20 protein-coding genes are annotated in these 25,117 nt (G+C 71.4%); 19 read left to right on the top strand and 1 reads right to left on the bottom strand.

The features are described from left to right. Window positions 1-7 precede the first annotated feature (7 nt). Window positions 8-376, bottom strand: coding sequence for a phage holin family protein (locus tag GTZ97_RS00665; RefSeq protein WP_161648575.1), 369 nt, complete (start codon window positions 374-376; stop codon window positions 8-10). 99 nt (window positions 377-475) lie between these two features. Between GTZ97_RS00665 and GTZ97_RS00670 the strand changes: the two genes are divergently transcribed. The 19 genes from GTZ97_RS00670 to GTZ97_RS00760 all read left to right on the top strand — a co-directional run bounded on the left by GTZ97_RS00670 (window position 476) and on the right by GTZ97_RS00760 (window position 25,089). Further along, the gene (locus GTZ97_RS00670) at window positions 476-1,657 is read left to right on the top strand and encodes a GGDEF domain-containing protein (protein ID WP_161648576.1); all 1,182 of its coding nucleotides are present in this window, start codon (window positions 476-478) and stop codon (window positions 1,655-1,657) included. After that, on the top strand, window positions 1,654-2,799 hold the full coding sequence (locus GTZ97_RS00675; protein ID WP_161648577.1) for a GGDEF domain-containing protein: 1,146 nt from the start codon (window positions 1,654-1,656) through the stop codon (window positions 2,797-2,799). The genes GTZ97_RS00670 and GTZ97_RS00675 overlap by 4 nt, the downstream gene beginning before the upstream one ends. A gap of 166 nt (window positions 2,800-2,965) precedes the next feature. After that, entirely contained in the window at window positions 2,966-3,598 is a 633-nt protein-coding gene (locus GTZ97_RS00680) for a Pvc16 family protein (protein ID WP_201748107.1), read from the top strand. Then, a complete protein-coding gene (locus GTZ97_RS00685) occupies window positions 3,595-4,542 on the top strand; it encodes a hypothetical protein (RefSeq protein ID WP_161648578.1) in 948 nt (315 codons plus the stop codon). Before GTZ97_RS00680 ends, GTZ97_RS00685 begins: the two co-directional genes overlap by 4 nt. Window positions 4,543-4,573: 31 nt before the next feature. After that, window positions 4,574-6,448: a phage tail sheath family protein gene (locus GTZ97_RS00690; RefSeq protein WP_161648579.1), complete on the top strand. Its 1,875-nt coding sequence runs from the start codon at window positions 4,574-4,576 to the stop codon at window positions 6,446-6,448. A 15-nt stretch (window positions 6,449-6,463) separates the two neighbouring features. Continuing rightward, complete coding sequence (locus tag GTZ97_RS00695) at window positions 6,464-6,913, top strand: phage tail protein (RefSeq protein ID WP_161648580.1); 450 nt, start codon at window positions 6,464-6,466, stop codon at window positions 6,911-6,913. 21 nt (window positions 6,914-6,934) lie between these two features. Beyond that, window positions 6,935-9,010 carry a phage tail sheath C-terminal domain-containing protein gene (locus tag GTZ97_RS00700; RefSeq protein WP_161648581.1) on the top strand — a complete coding sequence of 692 codons (2,076 nt, stop codon included), beginning with the start codon at window positions 6,935-6,937 and terminating at the stop codon, window positions 9,008-9,010. Further along, window positions 9,011-9,559 carry a phage tail protein gene (locus GTZ97_RS00705; RefSeq protein WP_161648582.1) on the top strand — a complete coding sequence of 183 codons (549 nt, stop codon included), beginning with the start codon at window positions 9,011-9,013 and terminating at the stop codon, window positions 9,557-9,559. Next, complete coding sequence (locus GTZ97_RS00710) at window positions 9,556-10,908, top strand: CIS tube protein (protein ID WP_161648583.1); 1,353 nt, start codon at window positions 9,556-9,558, stop codon at window positions 10,906-10,908. Before GTZ97_RS00705 ends, GTZ97_RS00710 begins: the two co-directional genes overlap by 4 nt. A gap of 53 nt (window positions 10,909-10,961) precedes the next feature. Then, window positions 10,962-11,150, top strand: a complete 189-nt coding sequence (locus tag GTZ97_RS00715; protein WP_161648584.1) for a hypothetical protein — start codon at window positions 10,962-10,964, stop codon at window positions 11,148-11,150. A gap of 15 nt (window positions 11,151-11,165) precedes the next feature. Beyond that, window positions 11,166-12,260: a phage late control D family protein gene (locus tag GTZ97_RS00720; RefSeq protein ID WP_161648585.1), complete on the top strand. Its 1,095-nt coding sequence runs from the start codon at window positions 11,166-11,168 to the stop codon at window positions 12,258-12,260. Next, window positions 12,257-12,943 (top strand): phage baseplate assembly protein V, encoded by a 687-nt coding sequence (locus GTZ97_RS00725; protein WP_201748108.1) that lies wholly within the window; start codon window positions 12,257-12,259, stop codon window positions 12,941-12,943. Before GTZ97_RS00720 ends, GTZ97_RS00725 begins: the two co-directional genes overlap by 4 nt. Before the next feature lie 7 nt (window positions 12,944-12,950). Beyond that, window positions 12,951-14,903, top strand: coding sequence for a hypothetical protein (locus GTZ97_RS00730; RefSeq protein WP_161648586.1), 1,953 nt, complete (start codon window positions 12,951-12,953; stop codon window positions 14,901-14,903). Further along, complete coding sequence (locus GTZ97_RS00735; RefSeq protein WP_161648587.1) at window positions 14,900-15,343, top strand: GPW/gp25 family protein; 444 nt, start codon at window positions 14,900-14,902, stop codon at window positions 15,341-15,343. The genes GTZ97_RS00730 and GTZ97_RS00735 overlap by 4 nt, the downstream gene beginning before the upstream one ends. Next, complete coding sequence (locus GTZ97_RS00740; protein ID WP_161648588.1) at window positions 15,343-17,637, top strand: putative baseplate assembly protein; 2,295 nt, start codon at window positions 15,343-15,345, stop codon at window positions 17,635-17,637. The genes GTZ97_RS00735 and GTZ97_RS00740 overlap by 1 nt, the downstream gene beginning before the upstream one ends. A 13-nt stretch (window positions 17,638-17,650) precedes the next feature. Further along, the gene (locus GTZ97_RS00745) at window positions 17,651-19,900 is read left to right on the top strand and encodes a phage tail protein (RefSeq protein ID WP_161648589.1); all 2,250 of its coding nucleotides are present in this window, start codon (window positions 17,651-17,653) and stop codon (window positions 19,898-19,900) included. Then, a complete protein-coding gene (locus tag GTZ97_RS00750) occupies window positions 19,897-21,495 on the top strand; it encodes a hypothetical protein (RefSeq protein ID WP_161648590.1) in 1,599 nt (532 codons plus the stop codon). Before GTZ97_RS00745 ends, GTZ97_RS00750 begins: the two co-directional genes overlap by 4 nt. Next, window positions 21,488-23,719, top strand: a complete 2,232-nt coding sequence (locus GTZ97_RS00755; RefSeq protein ID WP_236650933.1) for an ATP-binding protein — start codon at window positions 21,488-21,490, stop codon at window positions 23,717-23,719. Before GTZ97_RS00750 ends, GTZ97_RS00755 begins: the two co-directional genes overlap by 8 nt. Beyond that, window positions 23,716-25,089 (top strand): coiled-coil domain-containing protein, encoded by a 1,374-nt coding sequence (locus tag GTZ97_RS00760; RefSeq protein WP_161648591.1) that lies wholly within the window; start codon window positions 23,716-23,718, stop codon window positions 25,087-25,089. The genes GTZ97_RS00755 and GTZ97_RS00760 overlap by 4 nt, the downstream gene beginning before the upstream one ends. The last annotated feature ends 28 nt before the right edge of the window (window positions 25,090-25,117 follow it).

Consider the following 25,117-nt stretch of genomic DNA (forward strand, 5'->3'; position numbering starts at 1 on the left):
GGCCCGTTCAGCCGATCTGCGGCGGCCGTGGGCCGAACAGGCGCTGGATCGCGACGTCGATGACCAGGCTCATGATGCTGTAGAGCACCGAGCCGAGCAGCGCGTTCCAGAAGCCCGCGACCTGAAAGCCTTCGAGCAGCCCCGATGCCATCTGGAAGGTCAGGGCATTGATCACGAACAGGAACATGCCGAGCGTCAGCACCGTGACCGGCAGGGTCAGCAGGATGAGCAGCGGGCGCACGAAGGCGTTGAGCAGCCCGATCACAAAAGCGGCCCACAGGGCCGATCCGAATGAACGGACGTCGATGCCGATGTTCAGCTGGGTCAGCAGCAGCAAGGCGCAGCCCAGCAGCAGCCAGCGCAGGATCAGAGTCATGCCCTCAAGCATAGCGCAGCCCCCAGATTTCGTGAGCTATGCACGACCGCGCTGCTTGGGCGCAGCGGGGGCGTGGCCGATAACCCTTCATGGTCCCCTATGCCAGCCCCTTCTGCGCCTGCTGGGAGCACGCCCTTGCGTGAGCTGTTCGAGCGTCTCCTGGTCAGCGCCACCCCCGCTTCGCGCGTGCTGCTGGCGGTGTGGGCCAGCACGCCGTTCTTCGTCATCGTGCTGCTCGCGCATGGCTGGGCGCTGTCGAGCGACGAGGTGCGTGCCGGTCTCAATGCGGGGCCGATGTGGGCGTTGCAGGCGCTGCTGCTGGCCTGCGTGGCGCTCAACCTGACGCTGGCCTGGCGTCTGTGGCCGCGTCGCGGGCGGCGTGAGCGCGTGCCCCGATCGGCGATGTTGGTGTGTCTGTCCATTGGCGTCGGATACACGGCCCTGACCATCCTGTCAGGCACCTTCACCACCTGCGCCAGCGTGATCCTCGTGGGCGTGCTGGCCATCGGGCTGCTGATCTTTCCCATGTCGACCATGTTCGTGGCCTATCTGGTCTGCACGGGGTTGATCGTGGGGCACGACGTCGGCGTGCTGCTGGGTCTGTGGGCCTATGCCCCCGCGCTGGGGCCTCAGGCTTTCGTGTCGGACCAGCCGACCTGGTGGCTCGCCGCGTGGCGCGAGTACGTGTTCTACGCCGGCTATGTTGTGCTGCTGTACCTGCTGCTGCTGCTGTTCAGCCGCCTCGATGACATGCATGCATCGCTGATCCAGTTGTCGCACACCGACGAGCTGACCGGCTTGGCCAACCGCCGACGTTTCATGCAGGCCGTTCAGGCCGAACTGGTGCGTCAGGGGCGCAGCGGTCAGCCGATGTGCGTGGCCTTGCTGGACGCCGATCACTTCAAGCGTGTCAATGACCGCTTCGGCCACCACGCGGGCGACGAGGTGCTGCGCACGCTGGGTGCCGTGATGCTGGGCTCGGTGCGCACCCCAACCGACGTGGCGGCACGCCTGGGCGGCGAGGAGTTTGCGCTGTTGCTGCCCGACACGCGCCTGGAGGACGCTCGCCGTGTGTGTGAGCGCCTGCGCAGCACGCTGGCCGCCCAGCGTTTCCGCGCGGAAGGTCAGAACTACCGGGTCACCGTCAGCATCGGTCTGGTGGAAAGCCGCGGCCAGGACGCCGACGCCATCCTGGCCGCAGCCGACCGCCAGCTCTACCAGGCCAAGACGGAAGGCCGCAACCGCGTGTGCTGCATGGTGTCGATGTGGGGTGGGGCATGAGGGCGCCCGGCTGGCTGTTGAGGCTGGAGCAGCGCTTCGCCCAGCGTGAGGATCGCGCGGGCGTCCTGCTGTTCGTGGCCTTGGTGTGGCCCATGCTGGGCGTGCTGTGGGCATTGCAGTGGGCGCCGCTCGGGCGGCCCGAGGTGGCCGCGGCCTATGCACAGCCGCAATGGGTGTGGATGCAGGCCGTGCACGGCGCGGTGCTGGTGTGGCTTCTGCCCGTTGCCGCACACGCCTGGTGGTGGCGGCATCGCGGGGAGCCGGCGGCGTGGCTGGTGCAGCTCACCCTGGTGCCGGCCATGGCGGGGCTGGCGATTCTGTCGCTGGGCCATGGCATCAAGGACACCCCGATGGGCATGCTGATGCTGGTGACCTTCGTGATCGGCCGCGCCCTCTTTCGCTATGAGCAGATCCGGTTCGCCCTGTGGCTCACCCTGGGGCTCATCATGGCGTGCGAGGTGGCCCAGTGGGCCGGCAACCTGCCTTACGCTTTCCTGCTGACCCGACCCGTGTTCGACGGTCACCCCCTGTCACCGTGGTGGAGCCTGTGGGTGCGGGTGGTGTTCCTGCTGGCCACGGTGCCCCTGTCGGGTGTGCTGTTCCTGTTGGCCTGGGTGCTGATGCGCCGCCGCCTGGCCTTGCGGGCGCTGGTGCTCAGCGATGCCTTGACTGGCCTGGCCAACCGGCGCGCCTTCATGACGCAACTGGCGCGCGAGGCCCACCGGCATCAGCGTCATGGCCGCCCCTTGAGCATCCTGATTCTGGACATTGATCATTTCAAGCGCATCAATGATGAGTGGGGCCACGCCACAGGCGACGAGGTGCTCGTGCAGGTCGGTCGGCTGTTGCGGCAGCACACCCGCGAGCGCGTGGATCTGGCCGCACGCTATGGTGGCGAGGAGTTTGTCGTGCTGCTGCCCGAAACCGATCTGCAGGGCGCCCAGCTCGTGGCCGAGAAGCTGGCCATGCGCCTGCGCGAGCATCCGTTCGCGACCAAGGGCCGCGCGCTGAAGGTCACGGCCAGCATGGGCGTGACCCAGTACACCGGTGGTGACCCGGATCAGGCCCTGAGGACGGCCGACCGCAATCTGTACCAGGCCAAGGAGGCCGGACGCGACCGCATTGTTGCGAGTCTGAGCTGAGTTGAGCGCAAGCGTGCCGGGGAGGCAGGCGGCGTGGTACACCTTGTTGCAAGTTCCCTGAGCCGTCCCCCTACCCCTAGGGATGGGCGCCCCCTGTCGCGCTCGGCACACTGCGCCGACTTGAACGGGATGCCTCCTGCCGCAGCGGTCGCGCGGCATCCCCTCCGTGGGGACACTTGTGGGTGGTTACGCCAGCATCGCCGCCGTCGGCAAAAGCATCGAGCGCCTGATGGCGCAAGCCTTTCTGGCGCGCCAGCCCGTGCCGGGCCGTACCACCAAGGTCGTGCTCATCCGCACCGAAGACCTCAGCGACAGCCTGCTGGCCAGCCGCATCGGCACGTATGCGTTGTCCATCCTGTTGTACCGGGTGGACTTCAACCGCACGATGCGCAGCACCTGGTCGGCCGTGGGCCACGGTGACGGCCGGGGCCACCTGGCGCTCGACCTGCACTACCTCATCACGCCCTGGGCCGAGAACGCCGAGTATCAGCACATGATCCTGGGCCGCGCCATGCAGGTGCTCGAAGGCAGCCCCACGCTGACCGGCCCGCTGCTGTACCAGCCGGCGCTGCCGCCCGACTATGCCGATGAGCCCGCCCTGCAGCCCACCGATTCGGTGCAGCTGCTGCTCGAAGAGGTCTCGACCGAGGCGCTGATGCGCACCTTCGATTCATTGCCGGGCGAGTACCACCTCTCTGTGCCCTATGTGGCGCGGGTGGTGCGCATTGACACGCGTCTGGCTCTGCCCACGCCGCCGGTGATCGACGCCGACATCCAGCTTGAGGGCACGCAGGCATGAGCGTCGTGCTGCCCCGGCCGCTGACGCCCCACGACACGGTGCCGATGGGCCGTGTGCGGCATCGCCTGCTGCTGGGTGTGCAATGGCGCGATGCGGTCACGCAATACCCCATGACCTTGCCGGGCGGGCTGAGCCTGCACACCTGGCTGGAATCGGTGGGCCAGCGCCCCTGCTCGCAGGCCTTCGGCGCGCATGGCGAAGGGCGCGTGGCCTTGCGCCATGAAGGCCGGGTGGCCAGGCTGCTGGCGCGCGCGCTGGCGCAGGCCGAGCCGGTGGACGATGGCAACCCGGCCAACGATGCAGACGGACGTCGCCTGCACCTGCGCGTGCTGGGCCGCCGTGCCGGGGCCGGGCCAGACGACGGCGTGGCTGCCGACCCGCGCTGGTTCGTGCCGCGCCGGCTGGCGCTGCCGCCCGTGCTGGCCGATGGCAGCCCGCCTGTGACGCTGGACAACCTGCGCGAAGCCTGGCTCTGGCCGGGTGCCGCCTACCCCCTGCCCAGCCATGCCACCGCCATCCGCGGCACCGTGCGCCGCACCGTGGCTCCGGGGCGCAGCGAGCCTGTGCCCTGGGCACGCGTGCTGGTGACGCGGCCGGGCAACGGTGCGCCCAACGTGGCCACCGAAGCCCGCCTGGCCCACGCCCATGGCGATGACCGGGGGGAGTTCCTGGCGGTGCTGGGGCCCTCGGCCGTGAGCGGGGCCGCGCTGCCGGCGCAGTTGTCCGTGCACCTGTGGGTCTACCTGCCGCCCGCTGCACCTGGCTTCGACACGCAGCGTCCCGAAGACAGCCTGCCGCTGGAGCGCGCCTCCGCGGCGCGCCTCGATGACGTGCTGCGCGGCACGCAGGTGCCACCGGGCTACGCGCTTCAGGCGGTGCGCGCCCTTCAACTCACGCTGGGCCGTGTGCACGTCGTGCCCGAGGCCAGCCTGATCTTTTCCTGACCACCCCAACCGTTGAACCGAGGGAATCACCATGCCCGAGTACCTTGCACCAGGCGTCTATGTGGAAGAAGTCAGCTTCCGCTCCAAGTCCATCGAGGGGGTGCCGACCAGCACCACCGGCTTTGCCGGCGTGGCCCGCTTCGGCCCGGTGCAGTTCACCGGCGGGCCTGCCGCCACCGAACCCCGCCTGATCACCTCGTACACCGAGTTCGAGCGTGTCTATGGCGGCCTGGATGCCATGGAGATGACGGGGGTCTCCGACCCGCGGCCGGTGTACCTGGCACATGCGGCGCGGGCCTTCTTCAACAATGGTGGCACGCGGCTGTACATCTCGCGTGTGTTCCGCCCGGACGCCGGCAAGACGGTGCGTGACCATGTCGCGCGGCTGGACGCCTCGCCGGCGCTGGGCGCGGCCATGTGGTGGGCGCGCTGGCCCGGCCGCGATGGCAATGTGCTGCTGCACACCGAGGTCGTGCGCAGCAAGAACCTGGCCTTCAAGCACCCGGCGGTGGTGGGTGATCTGCTGGCGCGCCACACCTGGGGCATCCAGGTGAAGACGGCCCGTCATGGCACGGTCGTCGAGGTGACGCAGGCGGCCGATCCCGTGCTCAAGGGCAATGACGCAGTGGTGCCGGCCCGCCTGCTGGTGGTGCAGGTCGATGCCGATGGGCGCCAGACCTTTGTCGGCTCGGGCGGCGTGGTGGACAACGCCCTGATCGACCTGCCGGGGGTGCAGTTGGCCATCGTCGAGATGCGCGTGACGGTGTATGGCCCGCGCGGGCGGGTCGATAGCCACGAGCAACTGGCTGCCCATCCGGGGCAGCGCCGTTTCATCGGCACGGTGCTGGGCCTCAACAACCCGGAAGACGAAACGGCCCTGGTTGCGCTGGAATGGGACGACGCCGGTGAGGCCTGGTGGCCCGCCGCCCTGGTGGCCGCGCTGCAGGGGGCCGACAAGCGCCTGGCGCAGGGCAGTGACGGCGTCGTGCCGGAGCCGGATGATTTCCGGGGCAGCGAGGCCGATGTCGACAACGCGTCGGTCAAGGCCACGGGTCTGGAGGCGCTGGCCGAGCTGACGGACATCGCCATCGTGGCACTGCCCGACGCCGGCTCGCTCGATGGCGACGACCGGGTGCAGGCAGCCGCCGGCCACCTGATCGCGCATGCCGAGAAGTGCCGCTACCGCATTGCCGTGGTCGATGGGCCGCCCAACGCATCGCTGACTGCGATACGCGAGTTCCGGGGCAAGTTCGACAGCAAGTACGCCGCGCTCTATCACCCGTGGATCGAGGTGCTCGATCCCACCGTGCCCAACGCCCCCGGCGTGCCGCCGCGCAAGCTGCTGTTGCCGCCCTCGGGCTTCGTCACCGGCATCTACGCGCGCAACGACATCGAGCGCGGCGTGCACAAGGCGCCGGCCAACGAGGTGGTGCGTGGCCTCACGCAGTTCGAGATCAACATCAACAAGGCCCGTCAGGACGTGCTCAACCCCGAGGGCGTCAACTGCCTGCGCTTCTTCGAGGGCCGTGGGCACCGCGTCTGGGGTGCGCGCACGATGAGTTCCGACCCCGAGTGGAAGTACGTCAACGTGCGGCGTCTGTTCATCTACCTGGAACACTCGATCGACAAGGCCACGCAGTGGGCCGTGTTCGAGCCCAACAACGAGCGCCTGTGGAAGAACATCCGCTCGGCGGTGGAGGACTTTCTCTACGTGCTGTGGCGCGACGGCGCGCTGCTGGGCAGCAAGCCCGAAGAGGCGTACTTCGTGCGCTGCGACCGCAGCACGATGACCCAGAACGACCTGGACAACGGCCGCATGATCTGTCTGGTGGGTGTGGCCCCCAGCCGTCCAGCCGAGTTCGTGATCTTCCGCGTGGGCCAGTGGACGGCCAACGCGCAGTCCTGATGAAGGAGGCACAGCATGGCCACCCTGCGCAACAATCCCTACGGTGCATTCAACTTCCTGGTCTCGCTGGGTAACGGCGATGAGACCAGTGTGATCGCGGGCTTCTCCGACGTGAGCGGCCTGGGCACCGAAATCAACTACTCCGAGTACCGCAGCGGCAACGACCCGGTCAATACCGTGCGCAAGGTGCCCAACACCTTCAAGCAGGAGGACGTGACGCTCAAGCGGGGCCTGATCGGCTCGACCGATCTGTTCCAGTGGGTCAAGGAAGTGCGCGAGGGCGCCGACCGTCGGCGCTCGGTCACCATCACGCTGCTGGACGAGGCCCGCAACCCGGTCAGTTCGTTCAAGCTGCTCAATGCCCAGCCCAAGAAGTGGGTTGGGCCCACGCTGGCGGCCAAGGGCGGCGGAGAGGTGGCGATGGAAGAGCTGCACCTCACGCACGAAGGCATCGTCTACGAGTAAGCGCGGCGCGCCTGACTGAGCATGATGCGTTCGGCCCGATCACCGCTGGGAGCGCCTGGCGTCTTTGCCCTGCCCGATGTGCGTCCGCTGACGCTGCATCCGCAGCGCATGGACGTGTGCGCCTTCGTCGGGGTGGCCGCGCGCGGGCCCGCCTGGCAGCCGGTGGTCGACGACCAATGGCCAGCGGGTTGGCAGATGCTGACCGAGCCGGCACGCCCGCTGCGCCGCAGCGTGGCCGTGCCGGTGCGCAGCGTGGACGACTATGCGCGCATCTTCGGCGGGCTGGATGGGCCAGGCCTGCTGCCCCAGGCGGTGGCCAGCTTCTTTGCGCAGGGCGGCCAACTGGCCTGGGTGGTGCGCGTGGTGCATGCGCGCGATGCGCAGCTGGGCGATGCACATTGGGCTCGCTTGACGCTGCCTGCGCCGTTCACGCAGCCGCTGGCCTTCCTCGCGCGCAACCCAGGCCGCTGGGGCGCGGGCCTGCGCCTGCAGTGCAGCCTCAGCGCGCAGCCGGTGGCCTGCGAGCCGGTGCCTGCCTGGCCGCCGCATGTGGCCGCGCTGACGGTGGCGCCCGACGCCGCGCTGGCCGCAGGCGATGCGGTGCGGCTGTGGGCGGCCAGCGGCGCGAACGTGCTGGCGTGGTGCGAGGGCGTGCAGCCGGTGGCCGACCCGGTGCTGCCGCAGGCGCATGCCGCACTGCCGCGACTGGCCCGCGCGCCGCGCACGCGCTTGCAGCCCGTGTTCGACCTGGGCAGCGAGGCCGACATCGCCGCGCTGCTGGGCGGGCCAGTGGTGCGCCTGGAGGTGCTGCGCGCCGCGCTGCAGATCGACGACGGGCAGGGTCAGGTCGAGCGCTTCGACGACCTGGCGCTGTCGCCTGCGCACCCACGCAGTCTGGCGTCGGTGCTGGTGGCCGAATCCGCGCTGGTGTGGCCGCATCCGGACTGGGTGGCCCAGCGGCTGGTTCCAGCCTCCCTGGCGAGCACCGGCTGGCATGGCCGCAGCACGCTGATGCACGGCGGCCAGGACGACTTCGCCGACATCACGCCAGCCGACTTTTTCGACCCGCTGTGGTCGCCGGCCGATGACGCACCAGGGGGCGGCTTGATGGCGCTGGCCGTGCCCGAGGCCCAGACCGTGGCGGGTGAGGGGCTGGCCGCCGTCACGCAGGTCGTGGTGCCGGATCTGTACATGCCAGCGGCCTTGCTGCCCGACGAGGAGGCAGCCAGCCCGGATCTGGGGGCCGGCGCGAGCTTCGGTGCTTGCGTGACGGTGACCGTGCCGACGGCGCCCCCTGCGGCCAGCATGGCGCCATCGGCGCTCACGGGCCTGATCCTCGATCCGCGCAAGCCCGCCGAGCTGGCAGCCATCACGGGCTGGCAGCAGGCGGTGGTGGCCTTTTGCGAGGCCACGCGTCGCATCGCGCTGATCGATGTGCCGCCCGGCCTGTCGCACGGGGCGGTCGAGCGTTGGCGTGCGGCATTCGATTCCAGTTGGGTGGCGGCTTACCACCCCTGGTTGCGCGACCGCCGCGGCCTGGTGCCGCCCAGCGCGGTGGCCGCCGGCATCGTGGCTCGGCGTGAGCGCGAGTGGGGCCTGCAAGTGGGCCCGGCCAATGAGGTGGCCCGCGAGGTGGTCGACCTGGCCGAGCGGGTGACCGAAGGCTGCGTCGATGCGCTGCACCCGCTGGGCCTCAACGCGTTTGTGCGGGGCCCGCGCGGCGTCGAGCTGCTCGCGGCCCGCACGCTGTCACGCGAGCGCGCATGGCGTCAGCTGTCGGTGCGCCGCATCGTGCTGATGCTGTGCCGCACGCTGCATGTCGAGACGCAGTGGGCCGTGTTCGAGCCCAACGGGCCCACCTTGTGGCGGGATCTGCAGTCGGCCATTGAGACGCTGTTGCGCCGTCTGTACCAGCGCGGCGTCTTTGCCGGCCGCACCGAGGCCGAGTCCTTTTTCGTGCGCATCCACACCGAGGCGCGCCGGCTCGACCGCGGTGAGTTGTGTGTGGACATTGGCGTGGCACCGGCCGAGCCGATGGAGTTCATCCTCGTGCGCCTGCGTCGCGATGCCGACGGCGCCTTCGAGCTGGAGGCCTGAGTGTCCGAGTTGTTGCTGACCACCTTCCGCTTCGATGTGCGCCTGATCGCATCGCCCCAGGTCATTGCCGGGCGCCAGCGGCTGCCGGGCGCAGCGGGCGGCTACAGCGCGCCTCAGGGCAGCCAGGTGCTGGGCTCGGGCGCGTTCCAGGAGGTGTCTGGGCTGGACATCGAGCTGGACATCCAGGAGTACGTCGAAGGCGGGCGCAACAACGGTGTGGTCCGCCGGGTGGGGCGCGCCAAGTACGCGCCGCTCTTGCTCAAGCGGGGCATGTTCCATGGCGAGCCGGCCGATGCGCGCGTCAACGCCGAGCTGTGGCACTGGTTGCAGCGCATCGCCAACGGGGTGCGTCCGGTGCGGCGTTACGACGGTGTCATCCATGTCATGGGCGCCGATGGCACGGTGCGCGCCAGCTGGGTCTTCGACCGCGGCCTGCCGCAGAAGATCAAGGGCCCCGAGCTCAACGCCCGCACTGGCGAGATCGCCATCGAGGAGTTGACCATCGCGCATGAAGGCCTGCGCCTCTTGCCTGTGGAGCCTCCGCAATGAGCGAGCTGCGCAAGGCCCGTCTGGGCGAAATCGGCTCGGGTGACGGCCCGCAAGAGGGCCGCAACTGGGTGGACGTGCAGTTCAACCCCAGTTCGCTGCGCGTGCAGATCAGCAACCGCACGGCCGGGGGCCAGCAGGCTGGCGCGCAGGCCCGGCAGCGTCCGGGCACGGGCGAGATGCAGGTCACCTTCGACCTCGTGTTCGACACCGCAGACGAAGGCGACACGGATGCGCCCGTGGATGTGCTCAAGCGCACGGCGGCGGTCGAACGCTTCGTGCGTCCCCGCGGCACGCAACCCGGTCAGGAGGCGCCGCCCCGCGTGGCGTTTGAATGGGGCAGCTTTCAGGTGCAGGGCGTGATGGAAAGCGCCAACATCGACCTGGATTTCTTCGATGCCTCGGGCGTGCCGTTGCGGGCCAAGGTGTCGGTCACGATCAAGGGGCAGGATCCGAAGTGGGCCTACGAGCCCGATCCCCGCCTGGCGGGTGGCAATGCGGCGCCCGCTGCGTCAGCAGGCGGGCGGCCCGGCGGGGCCGCGGGCTTGCAGGCGCCGCCGGGGGGGGCAGGGGGCTTGCCGGCGGGTGCGCCGGGCACCCAGGGCGCCAAAGGGCCTGCCCAGCAACTGCTGGCGGCCTTGCCGGGCGAAAGCCTGGCGCAGTTGTCCGCCCGCGCCGGCGTGGCGCCAGGGGCCTGGCGGGCGCTGGCCCAGGGCGGGCTGGCGGCCACTGGCAGCCAGGGTCTGGCGCTGGGTCAGGAGGTGGCCGTGCCGGCCGGTCTGGCGTCCGGTTCGGGCGGGGGGCTGGCCACCGGCCGCCAGAGCGCGGGCCGCGACCCGGCCAGGGCGGCGGCCGGCTTGCCCCTGACTGCCACCTCGCCTTCCCAGCGCGGCTCACAGCCCGGCATGAGCCCGGCTGCAGCTGTCGGCGGGGAGCAGGCGGTCATGCAGGGCCAGGCCATGACGGCACTGGGCGGCGTGGGCGAAGCCATCGCCCAGCGCCACGACGCGCGTCATCAGCGCGGCGCGGCCGACAGCCTGCGCGCGTTCGGGCAGGCACCGGGCGCCACCGAGGGCGCGGCCGACCGCCCTTGGGGTGCCGGGGTGCCGCTGCGTCCGCGCCTGGGGCAGGCCGATCTGGATGCCATGGGCCGGCGCACGGCGCGCGGCGCACGGCCCCAGTCGGGTGCCATGAACGCTGGGACTGCCTCAGCCCCCTCCGCCTCGTCCGCCTCCGCCTTGTCGGGGCGCATGTCCACCGCGCCTCGCCCTCTGGCGGGCAAGGCCGCCCGCAGCCCCGCGCCCGGCTGTGGCTGTCGGGGCCGCGCCCGCGGCGGCTCACGGAGCCGCTGAATCCGCATCGCCGACCACGTCATGTCATCCCTCACACATTCGGAGACCGCACCATGCCCATCGCCATCGGACAGATCGACAGCACCGTCATGGTGGACGGCGACCGTGGCGCGGGCGATGGCGAGCCCGATGCACGCACCGCCGAGCCGCCCGCGCGCCCTGAAGCGTGGCGATGGGCCCAGCTTGCGCGCGTCGAGGCCGAGCGCGAGGCGCGCACGGCGGCCTGGGGCTTTGATGACTGAGCATGGGATGTCGGCATGACCCTGCAACGTCTGCCCCTCCAGGCCGAAACCCGCCCCGCGTTGTCGGTGGCCGGCCAGCTGCGCCCGCACCTGACGCGCGACCTCGTGCGGCTGGAGGCCCGCCACGACCTGGATGGCCTGGCCCGCCTGGAGATGACGCTGACGGCCGTGGGCCCGGCTGAAGGCCAGGCGCATGAGCCCTTGCTGTGGCTGGACGGTGAGGTGCTGGATTTCGGGCGGGAGCTGGAGGTGACCATGGGCGCCGAGGCCGGCCGGGCCACGGTGTTCGCGGGCCGCATCAGCGCCATCGAGCTGGACATGAGCCAGGGCCGGGCGCCCGAGGTCACCGTGCGCGCCGAAGACCGCCTGATGGACCTGCGCATGACACACCGTTGCCAGACCTGGCTGCAGCTCACCGATGCCGAGCTGGTGCAGCAGATCGCCGCACGCCACGGCCTGCAGGCCCAGGCCGAGATCGACGGCCCGCGCCATGCCTGCCTGCAGCAGTGGAACCAGAGCGACCTGGCCTTTCTGCGCGAGCGCGCCCGCCGGCTGGGCGCCGAGCTGTGGCTGGACGGCCGCACATTGCACATGGCCGCACGTGAGCAGCGTCAACAGCCGCTGGTCACCTTGATCCAGGGCCACAACCTCGTGCATGTGCAGCTGCGGGCCGATCTGGCCCACCAGCGCAGCAGCGTGCATGTTGCGGGCTGGGATGACGCCCAGGCGGAGGCGCTGGACGAGGCGGCCAACGACAGCGCGGTGCGCGCCGAGGCGCAGGGGGGCACCCATGGGCCGGCTGTGCTGCAGCAGGCGTTCGGCGAGCGCCACAGCCTGCGCACGCGGGAGGTGCCGCTCAAGGGCGACGAGGCGCGGGCCTGGGCCCGGGCCCAGCTGCTGACGCGCGCGCGGCGTTTCGTGCGTGCCAGTGGTGTGGCCGAGGGCGATGCCGGCTTGCAGGTGGGCAGCCGGCTGTGCCTGCAGCGCGTTTCGCCGCTGTTCGAAGGCGATGGCTACGTGGCCACGCAGGTGGCGCACCGCTTCGACCTGGTCCACGGTTACCGCACGCATTTCGAGGCCGAGCGGGCCTGGGTGGGGCAGGGCGCATGAGCATGACCGCACAGGGGCTCGACCCGCGACTGCCGCCGGACGGCCATGGCCCGCACTGGTACGGGCTGTACCCCGCCGTGGTGACCGACATTGTCGACCCGGACCGCAAGGGGCGGGTGCAGCTGCGCTTTCCCTTTCTGGGGCAGGCGGGCGAGGCCGTGCGAGCCTGGGCCACACTGCTGTCGCCCTATGCCGACGACGACCAGGGCTTGCACATCCTGCCCGAGGTCGATTCGCAGGTGGTGGTGGGCTTCGAGGCCGGCGACCCCTCGCGCCCTTACATCGTGGGCGCCTGCTGGAACGGCCGCACAACCCAGCCCGAATCGCCCGAGGCCGCCAACAACCTGCGCACGCTCAAGACCCGCTCGGGCAGTGTGCTGCAGTTCGATGACACGCGGGGCGCAGCCAAGGTCACGGTGTCCATGGCCAGTGGCCACCGGCTGGTGATGGACGACGCCGCACAGGAGGTCTCGCTCACGCACAGCAATGGTTGCACCATCGTGATCAACATTGCCGGCCAGGTCAGCATCACGGCCAACAGCACCGTCGAGGTCAACGCCTCCGCGGTGAACCTGCACGCGCCGGTGGTCGTGGCCGATGGTGTGGTGCAGTGCCAGACGCTGATCGCGCAGGCGGGTGTGATTTCGCCAAGCTACACACCCGGGGCGGGCAACATATGGTGAGGCGCACATGCTGAGCGATGGCTTGAGCAACGGCTTGAGCGACGGCTGGCTGCTCACCGGGCCGTGGTACCGCTGGTCGGCACCGGGCTTGCCGCGCGCCGGGCGGTTGAGTGCGCCCGCGCTGCAGAAGTTCGCGGGCGACGACTTCATCCAGTCCTTTCTGGCGCGACCCCAGGCATCCTTGCAGTTCGACCCGGTGCACGACGTGGTGCATCAGCATGATCTGGTGCCGATGAACCGCTTCAGCCCGCTGGGCCGCTGGCTGCTGCTCAACCGGCAGGGGCAACCCGCGAGCGCGGCTGAGCAAGCCAGTGGCCAGGCCTTCAAGGCCAGGCTGGCCCCCACGGGCCTGCGCAAGCTGTATCAGCCCACACACGATCGGCACTACGTGGTGAGCTGCGAGCTGCACTGCGATGCGCCAGGCCTGCCGTCCGTCACGCGGCAGCAGGTCTGCCAGGCCGGCTTTGTGGTGCGCCGACGCACGAGCGTCCAGCCAGCCGGCGCCGATGTGGCCGCCATCGACCAGGCGCTGCAGGCCGTGCGTGCCGCCGAGGCCGACTGGCACGCGCTGCAGCAACTGGCCCGCGCGGGCGAGGACGCCGCAGCCGGCTCTGACCTTGCGCGCAACGTGCAGCGGCGTCAGGCCGCGCTGGCCCAGGCCGCCGGCGTGACCAACTGGGCCGCGTTGGTGACCCAGGCCACCGAGCGGGTGGATGCCGCCCGTGCGACGCTGCAGGCGGTGCAGCAGCGTGAAGGCGTGCGGGTGCAGATCGAGGGCTGGTTCCCGCAACGGGTCAACGGCCGCCCGAGCCCCACTTTCGGCCAGTGGCGCGTGCTGGACGACACGGCGGGCGGGGCCGGCGACGCAGCAGCCACCGATGGCGGCGACCTCGGCGGCGATGGCGATCCCTGGGCACCAGCCCGCGTGGCGGCGCTGGCTGCGCAGGGGCTGGCCAGCGAGCAGGTCTACCCGATGTTTGCGCTGGTGGCCGACCCGCGCGAGCCCGCGCACGATGCGGCCGGGCGCACGATGTACTACGGTGTGGTGCCCACCGCCAGCCTGCAGCACGACCTGCAGGGGCAGGCGCGTTTTCATGATCAGGCCACGTACGAGGTGCGTTGCTTCGTGCGCCGCCACAGCCCGTGCGCGGCGCGCGTGGGCAAGCAGCCTGACTGCCACGGACCGGTCACCTGGAGCCGACCCACCGAGGCCTATCGCGTGGCCGCGCCGTTCGACGTGCTGGGCTCGGCCAACCGCCCCATCACCATCAAGCTGCCCGATCTGCGCGAGCTGGCGGCCCAGGCGGCCATGCGGCCCAAGGGCCGGCTGTCGCCGGTGCGCATGGTGCAGCCGCAGCATCTGTCGCCCAACACCGACGGCAGCGGACTGGCCGGCGGCACATTGGGCGGCGAGGCCATCTGCAGCTTCTCCATCCCGCTGATCACGCTGGTGGCGCTGTTCGTGCTCAACCTGTTCCTGCCCATCGTGGTGTTCGTGTTCCAGCTGTGGTTCCTGCTGGTCTTCCGCTTCTGCATCCCGCCGTCGGTGCAGGCCAACCTCACGCTGGATGCGGCCCTGGCGGCCACGCCACCGGGGGTGGACCTCGACGCGGATTTCACGGTGGCGGTCAACGGGGTCGACACCCTGGTGCGCGCGACCGACCTGGCCGCCCACCTGACCGGCAACGGCGGGATCGGCCAGATGGAGGTGCGCATCCGCCAGTCGGCCGGCCTGAACACCACGCCGTCACTGGAAGGGCGTGACAACCAGACCCTGGGCAGCATCGATCAATCCTTCCAGGACCACGCCGCGTTGCCGGCCGTGCCGCAGCCGGTCTCTTCGCCGGCGGGCGCTGCCGCCTTGCCGCCGGTGGGTGAACGGCTGGTCGTGGAGCCGGCTGTCACGCCGGTATGGCCCGTGGCGTCTGGGGTTTCCGCGCCGTCTGGAGCGTCCGCATGAGCAGTCCTTTTGTCACCCCGTCCGGCCCGCTGGCCTCCGCCGCGCTGTCCGAACGCGATCGCCGTCTTGGCCAGGGCTGGGGCCAGCCGCTGGCGCCCGATGCGCAGGGGCGGCTGGCCCGTGTGGCCGGGCCCGAGAAGGTTCGCCAGGCCATCTTCACCATCCTCGACACCGAGCCGGGTGAACGGGTCATGCGAGCCGATTTCGGCTGCGGCTTGCGCCGCTTCCTGATGCAGCCCAACAACCCGGGCACACGCGCCGGCATCGAGCGCGTCGTGACGCAGGCGCTGACCCGCTGGGAGCCGCGCATCCGCGTCCTGGAGGTGCAGGTGCTGTCGACCGACGACCCGGCGCTGGTGCACATCGACCTGCATTACGCCCATGTGCTGGATGGCCGCCAGGACGTGCTGGTCTACCCCTTCTACCTGGAGCAGCGCTGATGCCCCTGATCACCCCGGTGCTCGACGACCGCGATTTCGAATCGCTCTTTGCCGAGCTGCGTGCCCGCATCCCGGTCTACAACCCGCAGTGGACGGATCACCTCGACAGCGATCCGGCCATCACGTTGCTGCAGCTGTTTGCCTACATGGGCGAGGGCCTGCAGTTCCGCCTCAACCAGGTGCCCGAGGCGACGCAGCTGGCGTTCTTGCGTCTGCTGGATCTGCCCTTGCGGCCGGCGCGCCCCGCCACCGCGCTGGTGCGCGCCGTCAGCGAAGCCGAGGTCGGCGTGAGCGTGTATGCGGGCGATCAGATTCAGGCAGGCGCCACGGTGTTCACCGTCACCCAGGATGCCACGGTGTGGCCGCTGGACTGCGTGGCCGTGGCCCGGGTGCGCCAGATCGCACAGCCCACGGCGCAGGCCCTGCAAGGCTTCATGAAAGCGCTCGACCCCGAGGTGCACGACACCCTGCAGGCCAGCATCGACGCGCTGTCGCGCCAGCAGCCGGGCCTCGCCGCCGTGGCGCCCTACACCTTGCATCGGCTGGAGGCCGATGGCCGCTCCGAGCCGGTCGACCTGGGGCAGACGGTGGACAACTGTCTGTGGATCGCCTTGCTCAAGCCGGAGGCGCCGCCGGGCTTCGACCCGGCCACGGCCTTGAACGCCGGGGCGGGACGCCCGGTGTCGCTCAGCCTCGGGGTGATGCCCGAAGCCATCCGGCCGCTGCTCGACGAGGTCGCGGCCTGCGCAACAGGGGGGGCGCCCACGCTGTGGTGGCAGGCGTCGCTGCGCACACTGGGCGCAGACGGACAGCCGCGCTTCGCAGCCGTGCGCGTGTCGGGTGACGACACCCAGGGCCTGAGCCGCGCCGGCACGGTGCGCCTGGAGCTGCCGGCGGGCGCCGCGCTCGCTGACTGGGGCGTGCCGGTGGCGCCGCCCGGCCTGGCGGGCACCGGGCATTTTCCGCCAGCGCTCGATGACGAGCGCGCCGACCGCATCTGGTGCTGGCTGCGGGTGTGGCCTGGCGATGGCCGTCGGCTGGGGCCGCTTCGCTGGGTGGGCTTGAACGTGCTGCCCTGCGAGCAGGTGGTCCATGCGGCGCCGGAGTTGCTGGGCACGGGAGACGGCCAGCCCGACGCGGTGTTCCAGCTGGCGCACCGGCCTGTGCTGCACGACCCCGTTCAGCCGCTGCCGCTGCAGGTGGAGTCGCAAGGCGTGTGGCAGGACTGGATCCAGGTCGAGGATCTGGATGCCAGCGGGCCCGACGACGCGCACTTCGTGCTCGACCGCGAGGCTGGCACGGTGCGCTTCGGCCTGAATGCGCCGCAGATCGGCGAGCGCGTGCGTGTGGGGCGCTATCGTTGGGGCGGCGGTGCGGCGGGCAATGTGCCCGCCGAGGCGCTCCAACGCTGGGGCGAGTTGCTCAGCTCGCCGGTGCCGCCACTGCCGCTGCGTCGACCGGCCGGCCTGCCTGTCAAACTGGCCAATCCGTTTCCGGCTGCAGGCGGCGTGGATGCCGAGTCCATCGAGGCCGCGTTGCGGCGCATTCCCAGCGAGCTGCGTCGCAACCGCCGCGCCGTCACGGCCGATGACTTCGCCAGCCTGGCGCTGGAGACACCCACCGTCAGCCTGGCCCGCGCCGAATGCCTGCCGCTGTTCCATGCCCCGTCGCAGCAACGTCAGCCTGGCTGCGTCAGCGTGGTGGTCTGGCCCGTGCGCGACCCGGATCACCCCGAGGCGCCGCGGCCCGACAGCCGTGAGCTGTCCGAAGTCTGTCAGTGGCTGGACGACTGGCGTCTGGTCACGACCGAGCTCTATGTGATCCCGCCGACCTACCAGCGCCTCGCCGTGTCGTTGTCGGTGGCGGTGCAGCCCGGTTACGGGCTCGATGCGGTGCGCGACTGGGTCAGCCAGCTGCTGCGGCAGTACCTGTCGCCCTTGCCCCCATTTGGCCCGGACGGCCGAGGCTGGCCACTGGGCCGCCCCGTGATCGCCCGCGAGCTCGAGGCCGTGGCCATGCAGGCCGAAGGTGTCGCCTATGTCGAGGCGCTGCAGCTGGCGCGCGAGGAGCGCCTTGAGCCGCACCCCGAGCTGCACACTGACGGCGGTGCAGCGGCTGCCGCCCCCCGCTGGACCGTGGTGGCGCGCGCCACGCTGGCCGACTGGGTGGTGCCCGAGCTGGCCGCCATCACCGTGGTCGATGCGGCCACGCCGCTGCCCGCGCCGGGACTCGGCGTGGCCCCGCCCCTGCAGGAGGCGCCGGTGCCTGTGCCGGTGCTGCCCACGGTGTGCTGAGCGAGGCCCGACCATGCGCCTGACCCCCGATGCCGCCACCCTCTGGATGCGAGGCCTGCCGCATTGGCGGCGCTGCGCCTTCGACGGCGTGGCGTTGCTGGGTGACGACCTGGTCCTCGCGCCCGATCCCCACGCGCCTGCGCCCGACTGGCCGGTCGAGTCGGCGCGTCGCTTCACCGGCATGGCCTTCGATGCGCGCTGCCGGCTGTTCCGCGCCATGCCGCTGGATACGCCGGCGGACCCCGCCTCCGAGGGGACGTCGGCGCTGGCCTATGTGATCTGGGGCCAGACCACCGCGCTGGGCGTGCATGACGCCACGGTGCACCCGCTGAACGTGACGGCGGCGCGCACCGAGGGGGCGCCTGTGCCGGATGGTGGGGCTGGGTCGGATGACACGCTGCCCCGGCATGCGGTGGCCGTGGGCGTGGACAGCCGCGACCTGCTTTACGCGACCGACCCGGTCGAGCGGGTGGTCTGGGTGATCGACACCTGGCAGCGCGAGGTCGCGCGCCGCATCCCTTTCACCGCGGTGCCGCTGGATGTGGCGGTGTGTGGCGACGCCGTGTTCGTGCTGACCGACGACGGGCAGGTCTGGCGCGTGTCGCCCTGCGATGCACCCGAGCCCATGCCGTGGCCCCGGCGAGCCGGTGCCGCACGCCTGACGGTGAGCCGTGCCGTGCAGGCGCGTGATGCGGGCGCCGTGGCCGGCGGCAGCGCGGGAGGCTGGCTGGCCTGGGTGCTCATCGAACCGGGCGCGGCGCTGTCGCGTGTGCAGGCCTTGCACAACGGCTCGGCCATCACGGTGGCCGATGCACTCGATCTGGTCAGCGGTGAGGACGACGCCCGGCTGGGCACGCCGCTGACCCTGGCCATGCAGCCGGGGCAGGACTTCGTGCAACTGCGCTGGCTGGGCGCGCAGCCCACGGTGCAGGGCGCCGGCCTGTCGGCACCGGGCTATGACGGCACGGGCATCACCTTGGCCCCCGATGGCCGCATCGCTTACTGGACATCGGCCGGGCTGCGCCACACCTCGCCGGCGCGCAGCCGCTACCGCACGCAAGGCCGCGTGTTCGGCTTCGCGCTCGACAGCGGCCATGACCAGCGCAGCTGGGGGGCCGTGCGCGTGATGGCCTGCGTGCCGCCCGGGACCGAGCTGCGCGTGTGGACGGTCACGCGCGACGAGCTCGACGACCTTGATTCGCTGCCTCATACCCCACCGGTGGGCGCCCTGGCCGACTTCACCGCCGTACCGGAGCCCGAACGCACGCCGCTGATCTCGGCGCAGGACTGGGCACGACAGCCCGAGGGCGGCCACCGGGTGTTCCGCGACGCGCATGCCCCGGCGATGTCCGGGCCGGACGCACCCGAAGCCGGCCTGCAGTGGTTTGAGGTGCCGGTGATGGCGCCGCCGGGGCGCTACCTGTGGGTGGTGCTGGCGCTGCACGGCACGCGCCACAAGAGTCCGCGTGTGCGGGCGGTGCAGGTGGCCCATCCAGGCCATCGCTGGCTGCAGCAGTTGCCGCGCACGCTGTGGCACGAGCCGGCCGCCCGCGATTTCCTGCATCGCTACCTGATGCCGCTGGCGCGAGTGCTCGACGACTGGGATCGCAGCGGTGCCGAGCGTCACCGCCTGCTGAACCCGCGTGCCACACCGGGCGAGGCCTTGCCCTGGCTGGGCCGATTCGTCGGACTGGCCATGGACCCGTGCTGGTCCGAGACCGTGCAGCGGCGCATGGTGGGCGAGGCTGCTCGGCTGTTTCGCACGCGTGGCACCGTGGCCAGCCTGCGTCGCATGGTCAGCATCCTCACCGAAGGCGCCGAGGTCGTGTTGATCGAGCACCATCGCCTGCGCGGCGGCGGGGTGGTGGGCCATGAACAGGCCCGTGCCTCGCAGGCCGTGCTCGGTGCGGGCTTTCGGGTCGGCGGCCTGATTGGCGAGCCCAACGAGCGGCCGCTGGCCGACACCACGCCGGTGCGCTTCGACGATTTCGCGCACCGCTTCACCGTCATGGTCGTGGCCCGTCTGACCGAGGCGCAGCGGGCCTGTGTCGAGCGGCTCATCGAACTGCACAAGCCCGCCCACACCGCCTTCACGTTGTGCACGGCCGAAGGCGGCTTGCGGCTGGGTGTGGGCAGCCATGTGGGTGTGTCGGCCGTGGTCGGCCATGCGGCGCGGATGCAGCCGGCGATCACCGGTGAGGCGGCACTCGGCCAGGGCTTCATCCTCGGGCGGCCGGAGCTGCCCAGGGAGCCCATCGCATGAGCGCCGCACCCGTGCAGATCGCGCAGCTGCGTCAGCGCTTTGTCTGCGCCGATCCGGCCGATGCGCCAGCGGTCGCCGCGCGCACGCGCGACTGGGCGGAGGAGCTGGCCATGCTGGGTGAGGCGGCCTGGGCTGGCCCCGTGCCCGATGACGACGAGTGGATTCTGATCCCGCAACTGCAGGTTCACAACCGGGTGCGGGCCGATGCGACCACGCTGCAATGGGGACGCGATTGGCTGCAGGCCGTGGGCCAGGCGGTCCACACCTGTCTTCAGGCGCCCGTGGCCCATGCGGTCGTGCGTTACCGCCGGCGTACCGATGCGCTGGCCGACCTGCTGTATCGCAGCGCGGCAGGCGACACCACGCGCCAGTGGGCGTGGCACCGGATGGGCCTGTTGCGCAGCCCGGCCCTGTCGTCGGCCGAAGCGCTGCAACAGGGCTGGCAGGCCTTGGTGGCCGAGCCCGAGGTCGTCACGCCCGCGCTTCAGGCGTTGCTGCAGGCCGAGGCGCAGACTGGCGCCTGGAGCGCCCTGGTGCGGCGGCTGCCATCGGCTTCGTGGGCGGCCCTGATTTTGGCGCTGCCAGCGGCTTGGGCCGGGGTGAGCAAGGCAAGGGGTGCGCCTGGCAGCGATCTGCAGTCAGTCCACGCGAAACCGACACCACTGGTCTGGCCCGAGGGCGGGCTTCACGCAGCATGGCGCCACTGGGTTGCGCGACAGCCTGTGCTCGCGGCCCGCTTGCAGCGCCATGGCGGCGAGGCGGTGGCAGCCTGGCTGGCAAGCGCGCGATGGCCATTTGCCGATGCGGCACAAGCCGCCGTGCTGTGGCCGTCCTGGCATGCGCTGGCCTGCGGGGGCGCGCCCACGTCCCGCCTCTCGGCGTGGTCGCCAGCGAGCGGCACGGCGCCCCGGGCCGTTGAGGCCAGCGCGTCTGCACAGGTGCGGGCGTCAGTGGATCCGACCGACCCGTCGCACGCCCCGTGTGACGCCGATGCCGCGCCGGGTGCGGCGGTGCAAGCCCCGACCGACGTCGCGTCGCGGGAGGACGTCCCGGCCTTGCCCGAATTGCCTGCGCGCGACGAACGCACCAGTTGGCCCACTTCATGGGCCGGCGCCTGCTTCTGGCTGGCCCGCCTGCCAGCCGTGTGGCCCGCCCTGCGCGCCACCGTGCCAGCGTACTGGCCCGATGCTGCCGTTGGCCGCGCGCTGGCCGAGGTGCTCGGCATCCCGCCCACTGACCCGGTCTGGGCGCTGTGGACAGGCGGCTTCTCGTCCGGCGATGGTGAGCGCGGTGGCGATGGCGAGTGGGGCATCCCGACAGCCTTGCGCCACGCCGCGCAGCAGCAGGTGCAGGTCTGGGCCGACTGGTTGTGGTCCAGCTTGAGCGCAGACCGCGATGGCGCCCAATGGGCTGAAGCGCAAGCCGCGCTGAACTGGCTCAACCAGCGGCCGGCGCGGCTGCGCGTCGAGCCCGGATGGGTTGAGGTGGGCTTCGATGCAGATCAGACCGACACCCGCATCCGCCGCCTGGCATTGGATCTGGATCCGGGCTGGGTGCCGTTGGCTCAGGCGGTGGTGAGGTTCCGCTATGGCTGATACCTGGTTGCACACCCTGACCACCCACACGCAGCATGCCGTGGCGCACGCTGCCGGGCGGCTGGTCCGGCACCTGCGCGACACGCTGGGCGAGCCGGATGATGACGCGCGGGTTGGCGACGCCGCAGCGCATGCGCAGCGCCTGGCGCGCCTGCAGGCTGTGCAGCGCTGGGCCGAAGCGCAGCGTGCAGCCCATGCCCCCCACGTGGCCCACGCTGTGCCGTCACCCGACGCCGATGAGCCTGGCGCCGCATGGCCTGCCGATCACCCCCTGAGCCGCCTGGTCGCGCTGGCCACGCCGATGTCCGCTGATGCCGACTCCGCACGTGCCGCCACCACCTGGGCAAGCGATGTGCTGCTGCTGGCCGTGCTGCCGCATGCCCATGAGTGCTGCGCCGCGCTGATGCGCCTGTGGCACCCCGAGGGCCACCCCTGGCCCACCGTGACCATGGCCCTGTCGTGGCTGGAGGCCACGCTGGAGACGGCCCCGGACGCGGGTGATGCGGCCCGGGCTGACCACGCTCGGCAGGCGGTGCAATGGGCCCGGCGCGACATGCTGCGGCAGACGGTGCGCCACGTCGTGGAAGACGGCCCGCTTGCCCGACTGGGCCTGTGGCAAGCAGAGACCACCTCACTGCGTGGCAGTGAACTGCCCTGGCACAGCCGTGACCTCCGCGTGGACGACACGGTGTGGGCCGCGCTGTGTGGCCGCGCGCCCGGCGCGCACCAGCTGCCGCTGGATGCGGGGGTGCCCGACGTGCCGGGTTTGGCTGGGTGGCTGGCCCAACCCGACACTGCGGCGGCCTTGCACGCCTTGCGGCGGGGCCAGCCCTGTCAGATCGTCGTGCTCGGCGGCACGGCGGCCATGCGCCGCACCCGGGTGCAGGCCTTGCTGGGTGCGGCCGGCGTGGCGGCCGTGCGTGCCACGGCATCGGGCCCCTGGTCGACCGACCAACTGGCCCGTGCCCTCGGCCAGGCCTGGCTGTACCAGGCGGCCTGCTGGCTGGAAGACACCCACGACGAATGGCCGGCTGGTGGCGCCGCCGAGGTGCCGCCCGAGGCGTGGGCCCTGCGCGCCCCGGTGGCGCTGCCGCAACTCTGCAGCGCCGCCCATGCCGGCGCCGTGCCCCCGCTGGATCTGCCGCGCTTGCGCCTGGTCGTGCAGCCGCTGACACCGGTGGCGCGGCGGGAGCTGTGGCGCACCTTGCTGCCGCAATTGGGCGAGCAGGCGGCGGTGCTGGCTGCTCGCTACCCCATTGAGCCCGATGAGGCGCGCGAGGTGTTGCGCGACCTGGTGCTGCGCCAGGCCCTGTTGCAGCGCGCGATGGTGCTGGACGACGTGGCCGACGGCGTGCGGCAGCGCGCGGCCGCCGGGCAGCGTGCCGGCGTGACGCGCGTGCAGCCGCATGCCGACTGGTCGGCCCTGCTGCTGCCGCAGCCGGCGGTGCACAGCCTGCAGGCCGCGGTGCGCCGCGTGAGCCAGCAACTCACCGTGCTCGACGACTGGGGCTTTGCGCAGGGTCGGGGCGACCGCCGTGGCGTGCGCATGCTGTTTCATGGCACCCCGGGCACCGGCAAGACGCTGGCCGCCGAGGTCATGGCGCGCGCACTCGGTGTGGACCTGCTGGTGGTCGACCTGGCCAGTCTGGTCAGCAAATGGATAGGCGAGACCGAGAAGAACCTGGCCGCCGTGTTCGATCTGGCCGAACGTTCGCGCGCCCTGCTGCTGTTCGACGAGGCCGACGCGCTGTTCGGCAAGCGCACCGACACCCAGGACGCGCAGGACCGCTATGCCAACCTGGAAACCGCTTACCTGCTGCAACGGCTGGAGCGCTACGAAGGCGTGGCCGTGCTGACCACCAACCTGCGCTCGCAGCTGGACGCCGCCTTCTCGCGCCGCTTCGAGTTCATCGTCGAGTTTCCCGAGCCAGAGGGTTCGGTGCGCCACGCCTTGTGGCGCCTGCACCTGCCGGCCGAAGCGCCGCTGGCGGCCGATGTCGACCTGGCCGAACTGGCCGACTGGTATCCGCTGTCGGGCGCGCAGATCAAGAACGCGGCCCTCGCCGCGGCCTTTCTGGCAGCGGCCGAAGGCCAGCCCATGGCCCAGCGCCATTTCCTCGCGGCCGTCGAGCGCGAATACGACAAGGCGGGCCGGGCCCACCCCGGCTTTCCTGCCCATCACACCCTGAACCCGTCCGCCACGGACGACTGGAGGATCCCATGAGCACGCTCACTGGCTATTGGCAAAGCGAAGCCGACCGCATCCAGCAGACGCTGACCGAAGCCCGCGCCCGACTGGCCACCTTACGCCAGGACGGTCAAGTGGCGAGGCAGGCCCTGCGCGCGGTGCAGGACCAGGCGCTGACGGCCGCCAATGCGCAAGACACGCTGCGGGCTGCGCTGGCGCGCATCGCGATGCCGGCCGATGCCAAACCGTTGCTGAACGCGCTCAACGCCGCCCGCGTGTCGCAGGCGCAGGCCCAGAGCGAGCAGCTTCGTCTGGAAGGTCTGTTGGCCGAGTGGGCCGTTGAAACCGATGGCCTGAGCCAGCGCATGCAGGCGCTGGAGGCCGAAGCCGAGGTGGTGGCGCGCGCGTGGCGTCAGGCCCAGGCCGAAGCGGCCGCGCGCGCTGGCTTTGTCGCCGAGTTGCAGGCCGGTCGCTGGCAAGACGCCGTGGCCGATGCCACCGCGGCGCTGGCGGCCCACGAAGCCACAGCCCGCGAGCGGGTGGAGGGTGCCTTCCCGGCCAGCGATGCCACCAAGCCCTTGCTGCTGCAGCGCCTGCGTGACCGCGCCGAGGCCGCACGCGATGCCCATGCGCAGGCCGAGTTGGTCGAGCAGGCCACCTACGCCCCGGCACACCCGGCGCTGGCGCAAGCGCAGCGCGCCCATGCGCGTGCGTGGGCGGCCGTGCAGGCCTATGCCGATGCGGCGGCCCACGTGGCCGATGACACCGCCGCGCTGGCCGCGCTCGCCGCCTTGCCAACCCCATTGGGGCCGTTGACGGCCGCCCAGGCCGATCGGCTGCGCTTCGAAGGCAATGCGCCGCGGCTGGCCCGGGCCGAGGCCATGCTCGCCTTGCTCAAGGACGTCGACGACGCCGAAGACACCCTGCGCGCCAAGCAGGCGGCTTACGAACAGGCGTGGGCCGCCGCCCGCGCCGCCAAGCCGGATGCCACCCTGGCGGCCTTGCATGCCGCCGATCTCACGGCGCCGCTGAAGGCCCGCGACGACGCGCTCAAGGCCCGCAAGGACGCCCACAAGGCCCTCACCGAGCACGCCGACCACGGGCTGCTGCAGGCCTGGCTGGCCGATGTGCCCGACACGCTGTGGGACGCGCTGGACCGCCTGGATGGCGCACGAGCCAGGCTGAACCGCCTCAAGAGCGGCACCGCCTTGAGCCAGCTGCTGTCGGCCCTCACGCTGGCCGAAAGCCAGCACGCCGATGCGCTGCAGGCCGCCCGCCTGGCCCAGCGGCAGCAGGCGGCCGCGCAGCAGGCCTGGGCCATCCTGGCCGCCCGCGCCGAGGCCGAACAGGCGCGACTGCTGCGTCGTGCGCGCCTGGCCTGGCGGGGCACCGCCCCTGTGGTCTGAGCGACGCCCCCCTGATTCCTGGAGCCCG

The organism is Aquabacterium fontiphilum (assembly GCF_009909205.1).
Lineage (GTDB): Bacteria > Pseudomonadota > Gammaproteobacteria > Burkholderiales > Burkholderiaceae_C > Aquabacterium > Aquabacterium fontiphilum.